Here is a 14,563-nt window from a genome sequence, read left to right as displayed (position 1 = left end):
TAATCTCGACCGCAGAACATAACAATATTAAGGCCTTTTATTATGGAAATGACAAACGCTCAACGTCTTATTCTTTCTAACCAGTATTCTCTGATGTCTCAGATGAACCCTGATAACGCAGAAAAATACCGTCGGCTTCAGACTATTGTAGAGCGCGGTTATGGCCTGCAAATGCGCGAACTGGACAAAGACTTCGGTTGTCTTCCTGAAGAAACCTGCCGCAATGTTATTGACTTCATGGAGATGCATCACGCGCTGCAGGAATCTTATAAAATGCTCGATGATGCCAACCAGCAACTCGTAGAGCCTCGCCGCCTGCAATTTCTGGGCTTTGATGCCGCCACGGAATCACAACTGGTTCACTATGTGCGATTCTTAACTGACGAAGAAGGTCTGTATCCTCAGTTTGATAAATCTGAGCACCAGTTCAACAGCCAGGTATCAATGTTAGAAAAATATCAACGTATGCTGCAAACTTGGCGCAACTGCCCTCGCCAATATCATTTATCCGCCACTGAGATACAACAAATCCTAAATGCCTAGCGATATTATTATTTAGCAGTATTTGCATTAGTTATTATTCTATAGATATATATAAACCGGAGTCTCTACTCCGGTTTTATTTTAACAAATATCCGTCAGCAATATAAATAAACACCAAAATATACCGCGAGTAAATAAACAGCAATCATTTTACTAATTCCCTCACTGATCAGTATTTTTTTGTATCTATTATCGTTAAGAATGCGTATAAGTATAAACTCACACCAATAAGGAGTAACGAACGACACATTTCAATTATTCCACCTATGAAAACAATTAACACCTTATAAGATTAAAAATAAGTTAGATCATTTAAGTTTAATCTCGCGAACTAAGCTTGTATATAAAACCTATCAAAAATGGAAATAGTATTAACACTATGATTCGATTGCTTCTGTTATTGCTAATTATTTCGCCAGGTTGCTTTGCTGCATCAACGAATCATTTAATAATTCTAACAACGTTTACTGAATCATCAATTACACCAATCACTCTGGAATTTCAGAAGCAATACCCAGATGCAAATATAAAAGTTCTTCACCGCCGGGTAGAATCAGGCGTTCGCTTGCTGGAAAAAAACGGTCATGATATTGATATTGTGATTACATCATCGCAATCATTACTCCAACCTTTGATTGAACAAAAAAAGCTGACTGCTCTCTCTGCCGACATCGCGCATTCGCAACTCATACAGCCCTTTAAGCAAAGTCAGTCAGAGAACATCGTTATCTTCGGTTACTCAGGCTATGGCTTGATGTGGAATAAAGATTACCTAGCCAAGCATCATCTTGATATACCGACCCACTGGGAAAGTTTGACCCACCCCCAATATTTTCGGCATGTGATCATGAGCAGCCCGTACCGCTCTGGTACCACACATCTCATGGTTGAAAACATTCTGCAACGATATGGCTGGAAAGATGGCTGGAAACTACTATTGCAAGTTGGTGGTAACTTAGCTTCAATTTCTGCCCGTAGTTTTGGGGTGAGCGATGCCATTTCTCGTGGTTTGGCAGGTATTGGCCCTGTCATTGACAGCTTCGCCTACGAAAGCCAGAAACAATTCCCTTTTATAGGATTCAATTACCAGAACCACAGTCCGCAGATCCCGAGTTATATCGCAGCAGTCAACAATATTAATCAGGCCAATCATAGTCTGGCATTTATTGATTATTTACTCTCTGATGAGGTGCAGGAAAAACTACCGGCGAGTTCGCTGCATAAATATGGCCTAAAGCAAAAAACAGCACATTCTTATACGCACCAAGCGCTGAATATGACCCTTATGCGTCACCGGGAAGTACTGGTAAAACACCTATTTGAGCAAACTATCAGTCATCAATTAGTATTATTAAACCAGGCTTGGCAGCTGATCCACAAACTCAACACGGCGCAAAACCTGACAGACGAGCACCGCCGCCAATTTAATTTAGCGATCCGTCTGGCTTCGACCCCACCCGTCACGGAAACTCAGGCCAATAGCGAGTCGTATCATGAACTTTCGCTATCCCGTACGCATGTGCAAACGGCAAGGCGTATTAATGCCTGGCGCCGTATTATGCGTAGTCAACTTGAGCAATCGATCACTCTCAGTCAGAAGATCATTGCTGAGCGCGAAGGAAAAAACTGATGCTTCGCAGAAAAACAATCGGAAACCGCCTGATCGCCGCGATTGCCTTTATGGCTTTTCTCACCATCAGCGTGAGCTTAATAGCGGTAGTCAACTGGGAAGCCATCGATAACCAGATTGAGGCGATCGTTGACAACAATATGCCAACTCTCAAGGCCAGTTACCAGCTAGAAAGAAATACCGCCGGACTGCAGGCTACCCTGCACCTGTTGAGCCAAAATACTGACCCCATCATGCATAACGATCTGAAGCAGAACATCAACATCAAGCTGGAACAGATCACCAATGCGATCACTGACACCGCCGGCCTCAAGTATTATCCATCGATAAAGACTGAGCATGCAGTGTTACTGGAAGATATCGACGCTTATGCTGATTTACTTAACCAGCGTAACACGCACCTGTACTCGCTAGCACAAACCGAAAACACCATCAGGTGGCTCCATCAGGATTTGATCGATGAACTGACCCCACTGCGCCAGGAGGTTGAGTGGCAATTAACGCGTATGTTGCCCAATGCCATTAACAGTGAAGCCATCGCTGAGGTCATGACCGAGTTTTCGCTGATCCAATCGATTACCATTAATGAAAACAAACTTCACCAATTGGTTCAGGAGATCATTCAGCAACGCCAAACCCGTGATATCAGCAATGCGTTCTACTTTATTGGTTACAAAACAGATGAACTTAGCAACATGAGCCAAACACTGCGCCACTACCCTTCAACGATATCATACCGGCAATTACTGCAAGAGTTTATTACGCTAGTTGAGCCTGACGGTGTGCTGGAGAAACAGCTCAAGAAGGATGTACAGTTGCATGTGAATATCAACCTGCATGAAAAACGTATCCAGACCCGTCTGAACAATCAGGAAGAACGGATCCAGACCATGGTCGAACAAGCTGACACCTCTCTGCAGCAGTTAAATAATGAAACCAGAAAGTCCATTTTTTTCAGCAATATTATGCTGTTGGGTGTGGTATCTCTGTCAGTATTATTATCCATTGTACTATCAATCTACTTGGTTGGCAGAGGGATAGTAAAACGCCTGAACCTACTGAGTAAGGACCTTGATGAGGTTACCAAAGGTAATTTGAATGCCAATATTCAGGTTACCGGTGATGATGAAATCGGTTTGCTCGGTGATAGTCTCCGCAATTTCTGTTGCCAGATGCAGGAAATGCAGCAAAGTAATGCCCTTAACCTAATCAACAACACGCAAGCCAGCATCATCACCTGTGATTTAAACGGTGTTGTGGAATCCGTAAACCCCAGCGCCCTAAAGCTGTTTAGCTACGATACTGCTATGGCCGATATAACGGTTTGGGATTTATTTAATGAAAACATGCAGCAAAGACTGAAGTATCTATTTTCAGACGGTAGCCCGTTAGTAGCAAACGGTGCCTGCAATCTCACTCTGAAACAAAACTACCAAGAAAACATATTGTATCTTCGGCTCGATTTCCGCCTGTTTAAACAAGGAAATAGTGACAAGGTTATTATTACGATGACAGACATCACCGAGCAGGAAAATGCCGCTCGCTGGTTAGAAAATATGGTGCGGGAGAAAACACAGTCTCTGACCGACCGTAACCGCCAGTTGAGGGCTGAAGTGGATGACCGTAAGCGGGTGGAAGATGATTTACGCGCAACGCAAGATGATCTCATCCAAGCGGCAAAAATGGCAGTGGTCGGCCAAGCGATGACATCGCTCGCGCATGAATTAAATCAACCTCTTTCTGCCATCTCAACCCATGTTTTTGCCACTAAAATGGCGATAAAAAAGCAAAATTACGATCGGCTGGCAATCAGTCTGGACAAGATAGACAACCTTACCGCACGCATGGGCCACATTATTTCCAGTTTGCGCAGTTTCTCTCGCAAACAATCAGCGAGTAATCCGCTCAAATGTGTCGATATCCATGAATCGATACATCAAGCCATGCTGATTGTTGAAAGCCGGGCGAAAGTCCAAAAAACAACCATTATCAATGAGGTTGATACAGCGCTATACGCTCAAGCCGATCAAGTGCAGCTAGGGCAGGTTCTGGTCAATTTAATGGTGAATAGTTGCGATGCTGTCGCAGCAAGCGAACAGCGTGAAATCACTATAAGCACACTTGAAAATATCAGCAGTCCTCTGCGTATTACGGTCAGTGATACCGGGGATGGTTTTGCTGCTGAGATCATCAAGAAGCTTTTTATTCCTTTTACTACAACGAAAGACGTCGGGCTTGGCCTGGGGTTAAGTATTTGTCGTTCAATTATGACCCGTTTAGGGGGCGAGATTTTCCTGGCTTCAAACCTTCAAGGTGGAGCCATGGTCGTATTGGAGTTAAATAATTATGATAATGAATGATGATATTGAAGTACTGATCGTTGATGATGATCAGGATGTTGTCGATGCTTATCAACATTTACTTGAAGTCTCTGGATATAAAGCACAAACCGCAACAGATCCGACCCAGGTATTAAGGATGCTAGATAAAAACTGGCCTGGTGTCGTTGTTACCGATATGTATATGCCAGGTCTGAACGGTATAGAATTGCTGGATAGAATAAAAGACCTGGATGAAGAGTTGCCCGTTATCATGATCACAGGCCACGGTGATATCCCGATGGCGGTCGATGCGGTAAAAAAAGGGGCAATCGATTTTTTACAAAAACCATTACAACCGGCAGATCTTCTGACCTTATTAGAAAGGTTCCTGCCTCGGCGTAAACAGGTCATTAATCAGCGTAAAACCCTGAACCACACGGCATCACAAGTAATAAATGGCGACAGTCCTTTAATCATCAAAATTCGTGAGCAGATAACGAAAATTGCACTCACAACCAAAGATGTGCTGATTGAAGGGGAAAGCGGTACCGGCCGCCATACTGTTGCCAAACTGCTGCATAAAAATAGCGTTATTCACCAGGGACCTTATGTCAACGTCAATGGTTCAGCCATGACTTGCACGCCGGATCTGCAACGGAGCATGATTTCAGCACGTACTGGTAGTTTATGTATCAACAACCCACACGACATGCCAATTGAAGCACAGCAATGGTTATGTCGTTTCTTGTTGGAGCAAGAACGTCAGTGTAAAAAGGAAGTACGAGTATTAGCCATTGTGGAAGGCGAACCGGAAAAAGTCGTAGAAAATGAACAAATGTTACCTGAATTGTTCTACTTCTTGAGCCAGGTGCGCTTTTCTTTGCCGCCCCTAAGGCAACGCAGCTGCGATATTACGCCGTTATTCAGACATTTCTTAAAACTGAGCTGTCAAAAACTCAATAAAGCGATTCCTGCAGTTGATAAAGCCTACATCAACACCCTTAATCGTCATGAATGGTCAGGAAATGTGCTGGAGCTAAAAAATGTCGCGGAGCTGTATGCCATTGGTATTGTCAAACTGACCGGACAAGAACGCTCTAAGCCGTTAGATCAAATGAGCAGCCCGTTAGATGACTTGGTCGATGACTATGAGAAACAACTCATCGAAGATGCATTGTACCTCTTTACCGGGCGTATTAATGAAGTGTCTTCTTACCTGCAGATACCACGCAAGAAACTCTATTTAAGAATGAAAAAACATGACTTGGATAAAGCCGAGTTTAAAGTCAGGCCATCAAGCTGAAGCGAGAATAACCGTCAACCTAAAAAGCCCAGCAATCGCTGGGCTTTACCTGCTACAGAACCATACTGTCAACGGGAAATCAGGGGGCAACCCGCCCCCCTTAAATCAATCAGAAGCCGTAAGATGCACCGAATACGAAGGCATTATTTTCGTTATCAGCCTGATTACGAAGCTCGAAGTATGGCTGAACGCCGCTACGGGTCCAAGTTGCACGAAGTTCGTGGTCCATCACTTCGCCATCAATCATGTAAACGTTGTTATACTTCAAGTTCAACGGTAATGATTGAACCTGGTAACCAATCGCGTTATCCATACGTGTATCATTGTTGTCATCGACTGCGTCAAGGTGAAAACGTGTACGGTTTGAGATAGAAAGACCATTATCAAAGTTATACCCGATCTTAACCAGCGGACGGTGCTGTACTGTTTCACCGTTTGCTGAAAGATGGTGATAACCTGCTGCAACCCAAAGGTTATCGCTAATGTTTAATGATTGCTCAACACCCATAGTGACATATGCAGGGGAATTCTGTTCAGCTTTCAGCTCACCAATCTGAATACCATCAAACTCAACTAATAACGTTGTTCCTGAACCAAACGTATGCCCAGCCTCAAGTGTTGATGTCACATTTGAACCATGTAGATCACTATCATGAAACTGGACATTACCCGTTACATAAGAAGAAGCAACTGCGCTTTGGGCCATTAGTAAAGCAACTGAACCTAATACAACACGTTTCATTTAAAACCCCTGGAGTGTAAATAGCATGGCATTCGCCACAATTTAATCGGTATGCATTTTTTATGATTGAAAATAACATTCATACCAACAGCCAGTTTTGACAACAACATCAGCCAAGGTATGAACAATGCCTCATAACAATAAGGCGGAATTAAAAACTACAATGAATACTAATAACAACAAATAAACCTATAAATACAAATGATGATAGAATTAAACACCCTTTGTTTTAGATGCAAAATATCTTTTTCACCTGAACGCAAGCTGAACAGATGAAACCGTTCAAGATTTAAATGTCAACTGTGATTAGGGTCTATTTTTGAGTCTCGAAATATGTGATCGGCGTCCTTCCTTCACCTTGCTTGCAGGGGTATATAGGGGCGTTTACAATACCAAGATCCCTTATTCGTCGGTTTACTCCATGTCTTATCAATGTCCACTCTGTCATTCAGCGCTTAGCCTTCAGGCAAATACCTGGCGCTGTGAAAATAATCATCAGTTTGACCAGGCCAAAGAAGGTTATGTGAACCTCATGCCGGCTCACCATAAAGGATCTAAGAATCCAGGTGACAATCAGGAAATGATGCAGGCACGCCGCCTGTTCCTAAACACCGACCACTACAAACAATTGCGCGAAGAAGTCATTCGTCACCTTGACGAACAACTTCCTGAACATGCCGGGCAGTTACTGGATATTGGTTGCGGTGAAGGCTACTACACCTCTGAATTTACACGGTTAAATGCCCGTCATCCCAAGCTGGCTGTTCATGGCCTGGATATATCAAAAGTCGCCGTGCGCTATGCCGCTAAACGCTATAAAGACTGCCACTTCTGTGTCGCATCAAGCCATCGCTTGCCTTATCCGGAACAATACTTCGATGCGATTGTCCGTATTTATGCCCCATGTAAGGCAGAAGAGTTGCAGCGCACCATAAAAAAAGGGGGGGGGTTAGTGACCGTTACGCCTGCGGCACGCCATTTATATCAATTAAAAGAACTGATTTACGATGGTGTTCACTTACATGATATGGCACCTGAAGTCATTGAAGGCTTTGATCTGATTGTTGATCAGCAGTTACATTACAACATGCAACTAACCGGTGAAGAAGCGACTGCACTGATGCAAATGACGCCATTTGCCTGGAAAACATCAACTGAGGTGTGGCAACAACTAAAAGATGCACAGGCGTTCAGCTGCGAAGCCGATTTCGCAATTCGTGTTTATCGCCGCCAGTAATCCCTTATATGCAACAAACAGAGCATATACCCTGACAGAGATGAAATTGAGCCTCAGTTTCATCTTTTTTATCCATCAACTCAGTCTACAGTTATATCAAGAACTTGTGATTGATAAAGGTTCTACCAACTGATCTCGAAGCATTATGAGGGGAGTAAAATAATGAAAAAATGGCTTTCCCTGGGATTGGTAAGTTTGCTTATGGGCTGTGCGGCTCAACCGGTATCGACCGCTAACTCAGTATCCCCCCTCGCGCCGACCATGTATGATTATTCTATCACCTCTGCCCAAGGCACACCGCTCAGCCTGACAGAGCTCAGCCAGGCTATCAAAGATGCCGATATTATTTTAGTCGGCGAATGGCATGGTCACCCAGGCACGCACTTAATGCAGGCTCAACTCTTCGCCCGTCTTTATAGTCAGAACCCGAACATCACCCTGTCGATGGAGCAGTTCACCCGTGACCATCAACCGGTGCTGGACCAATACCTGGCAGGAGCGATTGGTGAGAAAACCCTGACCAAAGACGCTAAAGCATGGCCAAATTACGAAAGTGATTACCGCCCGTTGATTGAATTTGCCAAACAACATGGTTTAGATGTGATTGCAGCTAATGCCCCCAAAAACATAGTCCGTTGTATCGGACAGAATGGCGCAGATTATCTCAATAGCCTGCCGCAACATGAACGCAGGTGGGTAGCCGAACGGCTTACCCTGGTACCAGATGCGTACCAGGCAAAATTCAACGCGTTGATGCACCATGGCGATGAAGCGGAAATGCAGCACCAGTTTGCGGCACAAACAGCATGGGATGACACGATGGCAGAAAGCATGGTGAATTATCTGGCACAACACCCGGGTAAGCAGATCATTCATGTGGCAGGCCGATTTCATGTTGCAGAAGGGCTGGGAACGGCTTCTCGTATCAAAGCTCGCAACCCGGATTTGGACGTGGTGATGGTGACGCCGGTTACTGAAACAGCTCATATTGCCGCTGAAGCACCAGATTACCGCGTCAGTGTGATGCCGTTACCCGAAAACTATGTGAACAAAGATAGAATGATGGCTGCGATGAAAGGGATCCACGGCAGAAACAACGATTTGAAATGTTATAAATAATTAATGGATTAGGTATAACCAAAAGAGAAGAACAGAACCCCATCGGCGGCCAGGCACATACCTCTTTTCATGGATTTTGAACCAGTCATAATCCATAAACATTGGTACTGGGGTTCTTGGGAGAGAGACAGCTAGTATCTCTATCACATCTAAAATACCCCATATTCCTTACCCTTAGCTGAACAAGAGTAAACTTGATTCATATTCAGTACTGATCGACACATCAACAAAATTCCAAATAAGAATAATTAACCATCCGTGTACTCATCAACCAGTACTTAAACTGAATTGAGAAACACGTATGGTGATATATATCACCCGACCCAACAAAAACCACAGATACCACCTGCCCTATGTTTCTATTTTGTTAAAAATTAGATGTTCTTTCTTTTCCCTTTGCGATAAAACATTATTCTAATAAGGACAAAATGGCCTTAGGTAGACGAAAACACCAACAACACGGACAAATGATCTCGCCATGATCTGAATAAAATAAATAGAAGCAAGGAGCTCGTAATGAAGGGAAAGAAACTGCTTAGCGCAGCGTGTGTCGCAGCATCACTGGTTTTATCAACATCAGCACTGGCCGATGTGGCTAAAGTCGCCGTATCACAAATCGTTGAACATCCGGCACTTGATGCGGCTCGTCAAGGTTTGTTAGATGGTTTGAAAGCAAAAGGGTATATTGAAGGAACAAACCTCGAATTCACCTATCAGACCGCGCAAGGTAATCCCGCCATTGCCGTGCAGATTGCCAAACAATTTGTCGGGGAACGCCCGGATGTACTCGTGGGTATTGCGACACCAACAGCACAGGCTCTGGCAGCTTCTACCCGTTCTATTCCTGTCGTGTTTACCGCAGTGACCGATCCTCTTGGCGCTAAGCTGGTCAAGAACATGGATGAACCCGGTCGTAACGTAACAGGCCTATCGGATCTTTCTCCTGTCGCTCAGCATGTCGATTTAATGCAAGAACTTATCCCTGATCTGAAAAGTATCGGGGTTGTCTTTAACCCTGGTGAGTCCAATTCTGTCGCGTTGGTAGAGCTACTACATGCAGCAGCGGATGCCAAAGGGCTGACCGTGGTTGAAGGCACCGCGCTAAAAAGTGCCGATGTTCAATCAGCGGCACAAATTATAGCTTCTAAAGTCGATGTTCTTTACGCCCCGACAGATAACACCGTAGCCAGTGCTATTGATGGCTTAGTCAATGCCGCTAATCAGGCTAAAAAACCTATCATTGGTGCATCGACCACTTACATTGCTAACGGCGCGCTAGCAGCATTGGGATTCGACTATTACCAGGTTGGCGTGCAGACGGCGGATTATGTCGATGCCCTTTTAAAAGGAACCAAAGTGGCAGATCTGCCCGTTAAAGTTGCCAAAGGCTCTGATCTGGCACTTAACCAGAAAGTGGCTGATAAATTGGGCATCACTTTCCCAGCATCCGTATTAGAGCGTGCTACGACAATAGAGAAGTAAATTTTAAGTTGTGAGTAACGAGAAGCGAGATATTCCTAATCACTCGCCTCTCGATATTCGCCTCTATTTCTCTAAAGACAAGGAGTATTATAGATGTCTTTCTTTGCCTTCATCGGTACGCTGGAAATAGGTTTAGTCTATGGTTTGGTTGCCCTTGGGGTTTACCTGACCTTCCGGGTATTAGATTTTCCCGATCTGACTGTCGATGGCAGTTTTCCCATGGGTGCAGCTGTTGCGGCAACCGCGATTGTCGCGGGAGTAAACCCTTGGTTAGCTACCTTACTGGCAATAATTGCCGGAGGAATGTGTGGCCTGGTAACGGGCTTCCTGGCGATTCGTTGCAATATTTTACACCTGCTCGCCAGTATCCTGACCATGATTGCGGCCTTCTCGATCAACATTCGCATTATGGGGCGCCCCAACCTTGCCCTGCTGGGTGAAGAAACCATTCTGACACCGTTTGAAACCTTCGCCTTTGACTACGGACTCGACTCAGATCTGATGCGCTTACTGGTTGTAGCCCTGCTCGTCGGCCTCAGCGCCTGGTTCATTATTCGCCTGCTTGCCAGTGACTTTGGTTTAGGTCTTCGGGCTACAGGGGTAAATAGCCGCATGGTCAATGCCCAGGGAGGAAATACGGCGCTATACACTTACCTTGGTTTAGCGCTTTCTAACGGCTTTGTTGGCTTCTCTGGTGCCTTGTTTGCTCAAACCAACAGCTTTGCGGATGTCACTTCCGGTGTCGGTACGATTGTTGTCGGCTTAGCCGCGGTTATTCTGGGTCAGACGCTGATCCCCGGCCGCAAAATCTGGGTCGCCGTTATTGCTGTTATTGTGGGTTCGGTTCTATACCGTCTGGCTGTTGCCTTTGCATTAAGCTCTGGCATGTTCGGTCTGAAAGCTTCTGATCTTAACCTGATCACTGCGGTACTGGTTGCTGTCGCGCTGATTGCCCCGCGTATGAAGAGCAGTTTTCACCGTAAAAAGAAACGTATCGTTACGACAAAAAAACTGGCCTAGGAGGTAAAGCTAAAGATGATTGAATTAAATGATATCCGCGTTACCTTCAATGAAGGCACAATCTTAGAGAACCAGGCCCTGAGAGGCGTCGGCTTAACTGTCCCTGAAAAGCAGTTTGTCACGGTGATTGGTTCAAACGGTGCGGGTAAATCAACCTTACTCGGCGCGGTGAGTGGTGAAACACCGATGAGCAGCGGTCAGGTGTTGATCGATAATATCGATGTCACCGACAAACCTGTGCATGAACGCGCTCAGTATGCTGCCCGCGTTTTTCAGGATCCGCTTGCTGGCACCTGTGCTTCACTGACGATTGAAGAGAACATGGCACTGGCTTATAAGCGAGGCAGTAAGCGCAGCTGGAAAATGGCACTTTCTACCCATCGTCGAAAGTTGTTTCAGGAAAGGATCAGTATCTTAGGCTTAGGGCTGGAAGATCGTCTTAGCGACAGTATTGGTCTGCTATCGGGTGGTCAGCGTCAGGCGGTAAGCCTAGTAATGGCAACCCTTGCTGACAGTAAACTGTTACTGCTTGATGAGCATACTGCGGCACTGGACCCCCGTATGGCGGCATTCGTTCTTGCTCTGACTAAAAAAGTGGTTGAAGAGTTCGACCTGACGGTAATGATGGTCACTCACTCGATGAAAGATGCGTTGGCCTATGGTGATCGCACCGTCATGCTCCATCAGGGCGAAATCGTGTTAGATGTTGATGGCCATGAACGTGACCAAATGGATGTGAAGCACCTGCTTGAAATGTTCAGCAAAGTACGCGGCGAAGAACTGGCAGATGATAGTTTGTTATTGAGTTAGCGAGGATAGAGTAACGAGAGGCGAGTATCGAGAGGCTAGTATCGAGAGGCTAGTATCTCGTTACTCGGTCCTGTGGCCCTGCAGAACAGGGCACCGACCCGAGTTGAGAATCAAGCTATTCGCTTTTTCTCGCCACTCGAACCTAGTTACTCGAAACGTCTTATCCCTAGAACCTCAGGACCATAGGACCGCTCTTCCTAGCCACTCGTTTCTAGAAACTCGCAACGAGATCTCCATAGAACCTCAGGGCCATAGAACCGCTTAATTAAAACCACCGCTCTAACGACGTCTTATCCAATTGCTTAAATGCCCGGTTGAGCACTTGTGCCAGCTCCATGTACCGAGGTCGGGCTTTCAATGGTTGCAATACATACCCTTCACTAAGAATTTTTTCATGTATCTCGCGATACCAGCTTGCCAGAGAAGGAGGCAATGCAGTGCGGCTACGCTTGCCTAGCCACCATAACCCCTGAAGCGGCATCGTCAGCGCAAACAGCGCAACCGCCATCGCTTGCGGCAATGCCGAGTAGTTGTGAAAGGCCATTTGGCTTAACACACTCATCACCGCAATAGCCGGCATCACACGGGTCGCAAATTTTGTTGCTTTAATATATCGCGGCTCAGGGAACATCAAAGCAAGCTCTTTGCGTATCGGCCAGGTTGCCATATATTGCTGACCGTATTGGAAATTCTGCCAGATCGTTACTTGACTCATAAAACACCAAACATCAAAAAAAACTGTAAAAATTCAAATTTAGAGACAATAAAGTTGATTCAAATTAAATTTTCCTAAAAATATTTTTGTTATATTGCGTAACAGTCGCTATCCTTAGCGCGCCTTAAAGTAATTGTTGCCTGTAATTATCATTCTGGCAACCCATGGCGCTCTCAAGGATGACCCAGAATTGCGGGTTACTCAATTCTCTATTATACGGACAAAACGAATTTGACCCAGATTAGGTCGACTAAATAAATTGTCGTCTATTCTATGGGTACTTTTTTTATTCAATTTGAATATCAACTTTCAGACAGATTATAGGTAGTCACTCATGTCTAAGCTGGTTCTAGTTCTTAACTGCGGTAGCTCTTCTCTTAAGTTCGCAATTGTTGACGCTGTTTCAGGTGAAGAGCACCTGACAGGTCTTGCAGAATGTCTGCACCTTCCAGAAGCTCGCATCAAGTGGAAACTTGATGGCAAGCACGAAGCACAACTAGGCGACGGTGCTGCGCACGAAGAAGCTTTAGCATTCATGGTAGAAACCATTATTGCTTCTAAGCCTGAGCTAGCAGAAAACCTGGCCGCTATCGGTCACCGTGTCGTTCACGGTGGTGAGAAATTCACTCAATCTGTACTTATCGACGAAGCGGTAGTTAAAGGTATCGAAGATTGTGCAGCACTGGCACCTCTTCACAACCCAGCTCACATCATCGGTATTAAAGCGGCTCAGAAAGCATTCCCGGCACTGAAAAACGTTGCTGTGTTCGATACTGCTTTCCACCAGACAATGCCTGAAGAAGCGTACCTATACGCACTTCCATACAACCTGTACACAGACCACGCTATCCGTCGTTACGGCATGCACGGTACTTCTCACCTGTTCATCACTCGTGCGACAGCTGAGATCCTAGGCAAGCCAGAAGATGAACTAAACATCATCAACTGCCACCTGGGTAACGGTGCGTCTGTTTGTGCAATCAAGAACGGTAAGTCTGTAGATACTTCTATGGGTCTTACTCCTCTTGAAGGCCTGGTAATGGGTACGCGTTGTGGTGACATCGATCCTGCGATCATCTTCCACCTGCACGACACACTGGGTTACTCTGTTGAAAAAATCAACAACATGCTAACTAAAGAGTCTGGCCTTCAAGGTCTGACCCAAGTAACTTCTGACTGTCGTTTCGTTGAAGATAACTACGGTAAGAAAGAAGAAGCAACACGTGCAATGGACGTGTTCTGTCACCGTCTGGCTAAATATGTTGCTGGCTACACTGCAACACTAGAAGGCCGTCTGGACGCTATCGTATTCACTGGTGGTATCGGTGAAAACTCTGCACCTATCCGTGAAATGGTTCTGAACCGTCTTGCTATCCTGGGTGTGGAAGTTGACGGTGAGAAAAACCTTAAAGCGCGTTTCGGCGGCGAAGGTGTTATCACTACAGACAACAGCCGTGTTCCAGCGATGGTTGTGTCAACTAACGAAGAGTTAGTGATCGCAGAAGATACAGCTCGTCTAGCTGATATCTAATCTAGCGATACTCTGCTGTGCCCTTGAGCTCAGCAAATAATGGCTGGCTTAGGCCGGCCATTTTTTCATGGTTTTATCGTCTATCACGATAGCTATGACCTTTTTTTGTG

12 protein-coding genes are annotated in these 14,563 nt (G+C 45.3%); 10 read left to right on the top strand and 2 right to left on the bottom strand.

Annotation, left to right across the window (positions count from 1 at the left end; genetic code table 11):
- Positions 1–42 precede the first annotated feature (42 nt).
- The 4 genes from L4D76_RS17200 to L4D76_RS17185 all read left to right on the top strand — a co-directional run bounded on the left by L4D76_RS17200 (position 43) and on the right by L4D76_RS17185 (position 5,797).
- Complete coding sequence (locus tag L4D76_RS17200) at positions 43–543, top strand: YfbU family protein (protein WP_428442124.1); 501 nt, start codon at positions 43–45, stop codon at positions 541–543.
- A gap of 379 nt (positions 544–922) precedes the next feature.
- A complete protein-coding gene (locus L4D76_RS17195; protein ID WP_428442123.1) occupies positions 923–2,173 on the top strand; it encodes an ABC transporter substrate-binding protein in 1,251 nt (416 codons plus the stop codon).
- Positions 2,173–4,533 carry an ATP-binding protein gene (locus L4D76_RS17190; RefSeq protein ID WP_428442122.1) on the top strand — a complete coding sequence of 787 codons (2,361 nt, stop codon included), beginning with the start codon at positions 2,173–2,175 and terminating at the stop codon, positions 4,531–4,533. The genes L4D76_RS17195 and L4D76_RS17190 overlap by 1 nt, the downstream gene beginning before the upstream one ends.
- Complete coding sequence (locus L4D76_RS17185; RefSeq protein WP_428442121.1) at positions 4,520–5,797, top strand: sigma-54-dependent transcriptional regulator; 1,278 nt, start codon at positions 4,520–4,522, stop codon at positions 5,795–5,797. Before L4D76_RS17190 ends, L4D76_RS17185 begins: the two co-directional genes overlap by 14 nt.
- Positions 5,798–5,906: 109 nt before the next feature.
- On the opposite strand, the gene L4D76_RS17180 is transcribed toward L4D76_RS17185, so the two are convergent.
- Positions 5,907–6,539, bottom strand: a complete 633-nt coding sequence (locus L4D76_RS17180; protein ID WP_428442120.1) for an oligogalacturonate-specific porin KdgM family protein — start codon at positions 6,537–6,539, stop codon at positions 5,907–5,909.
- Positions 6,540–6,960: 421 nt separating this feature from the next.
- Here L4D76_RS17180 and rlmA point away from each other — a divergent pair, with 421 nt between their 5' ends.
- The 5 genes from rlmA to L4D76_RS17155 all read left to right on the top strand — a co-directional run bounded on the left by rlmA (position 6,961) and on the right by L4D76_RS17155 (position 12,207).
- Positions 6,961–7,776, top strand: a complete 816-nt coding sequence (gene rlmA / locus L4D76_RS17175) for a 23S rRNA (guanine(745)-N(1))-methyltransferase (RefSeq protein ID WP_428442119.1) — start codon at positions 6,961–6,963, stop codon at positions 7,774–7,776.
- 162 nt (positions 7,777–7,938) lie between these two features.
- Positions 7,939–8,895, top strand: coding sequence for a ChaN family lipoprotein (locus L4D76_RS17170; RefSeq protein WP_428442118.1), 957 nt, complete (start codon positions 7,939–7,941; stop codon positions 8,893–8,895).
- 516 nt (positions 8,896–9,411) lie between these two features.
- Positions 9,412–10,377, top strand: a complete 966-nt coding sequence (locus L4D76_RS17165; RefSeq protein WP_428442117.1) for an ABC transporter substrate-binding protein — start codon at positions 9,412–9,414, stop codon at positions 10,375–10,377.
- Positions 10,378–10,470: 93 nt separating this feature from the next.
- Positions 10,471–11,397: an ABC transporter permease gene (locus tag L4D76_RS17160; protein ID WP_428442116.1), complete on the top strand. Its 927-nt coding sequence runs from the start codon at positions 10,471–10,473 to the stop codon at positions 11,395–11,397.
- Between the two features lie 15 nt (positions 11,398–11,412).
- The gene (locus tag L4D76_RS17155; protein ID WP_428442115.1) at positions 11,413–12,207 is read left to right on the top strand and encodes an ABC transporter ATP-binding protein; all 795 of its coding nucleotides are present in this window, start codon (positions 11,413–11,415) and stop codon (positions 12,205–12,207) included.
- A 265-nt stretch (positions 12,208–12,472) separates the two neighbouring features.
- Here the strand turns inward: L4D76_RS17155 and yfbV are convergent, their stop codons facing one another.
- Positions 12,473–12,922, bottom strand: coding sequence for a terminus macrodomain insulation protein YfbV (gene yfbV, locus L4D76_RS17150; protein WP_428442114.1), 450 nt, complete (start codon positions 12,920–12,922; stop codon positions 12,473–12,475).
- A gap of 334 nt (positions 12,923–13,256) precedes the next feature.
- Between yfbV and L4D76_RS17145 the strand changes: the two genes are divergently transcribed.
- Entirely contained in the window at positions 13,257–14,453 is a 1,197-nt protein-coding gene (locus L4D76_RS17145; RefSeq protein ID WP_428442113.1) for an acetate kinase, read from the top strand.
- Positions 14,454–14,563 lie beyond the last annotated feature (110 nt).

This window comes from Photobacterium sagamiensis, assembly GCF_050337085.1.
Classification (GTDB): Bacteria; Pseudomonadota; Gammaproteobacteria; order Enterobacterales; family Vibrionaceae; genus Photobacterium; species Photobacterium sagamiensis.
The sequence above is the reverse complement of the archived record's forward strand: the minus strand, read 5'-3'. Positions and strand labels throughout refer to the sequence as shown.

Bases quoted from the DNA above. Each gene is read 5' to 3' on its own strand.
- L4D76_RS17165 (WP_428442117.1), top strand. From the start codon at position 9,412: ATGAAGGGAAAGAAACTGCTTAGCGCAGCGTGTGTCGCAGCATCACTG.
- L4D76_RS17170 (WP_428442118.1), top strand. From the start codon at position 7,939: ATGAAAAAATGGCTTTCCCTGGGATTGGTAAGTTTGCTTATGGGCTGT.
- L4D76_RS17160 (WP_428442116.1), top strand. From the start codon at position 10,471: ATGTCTTTCTTTGCCTTCATCGGTACGCTGGAAATAGGTTTAGTCTAT.
- L4D76_RS17195 (WP_428442123.1), top strand. From the start codon at position 923: ATGATTCGATTGCTTCTGTTATTGCTAATTATTTCGCCAGGTTGCTTT.
- rlmA (WP_428442119.1), top strand. From the start codon at position 6,961: ATGTCTTATCAATGTCCACTCTGTCATTCAGCGCTTAGCCTTCAGGCA.
- L4D76_RS17190 (WP_428442122.1), top strand. From the start codon at position 2,173: ATGCTTCGCAGAAAAACAATCGGAAACCGCCTGATCGCCGCGATTGCC.
- L4D76_RS17200 (WP_428442124.1), top strand. From the start codon at position 43: ATGGAAATGACAAACGCTCAACGTCTTATTCTTTCTAACCAGTATTCT.
- L4D76_RS17185 (WP_428442121.1), top strand. From the start codon at position 4,520: ATGATAATGAATGATGATATTGAAGTACTGATCGTTGATGATGATCAG.
- L4D76_RS17180 (WP_428442120.1), bottom strand. From the start codon at position 6,539: ATGAAACGTGTTGTATTAGGTTCAGTTGCTTTACTAATGGCCCAAAGC.
- yfbV (WP_428442114.1), bottom strand. From the start codon at position 12,922: ATGAGTCAAGTAACGATCTGGCAGAATTTCCAATACGGTCAGCAATAT.
- L4D76_RS17155 (WP_428442115.1), top strand. From the start codon at position 11,413: ATGATTGAATTAAATGATATCCGCGTTACCTTCAATGAAGGCACAATC.
- L4D76_RS17145 (WP_428442113.1), top strand. From the start codon at position 13,257: ATGTCTAAGCTGGTTCTAGTTCTTAACTGCGGTAGCTCTTCTCTTAAG.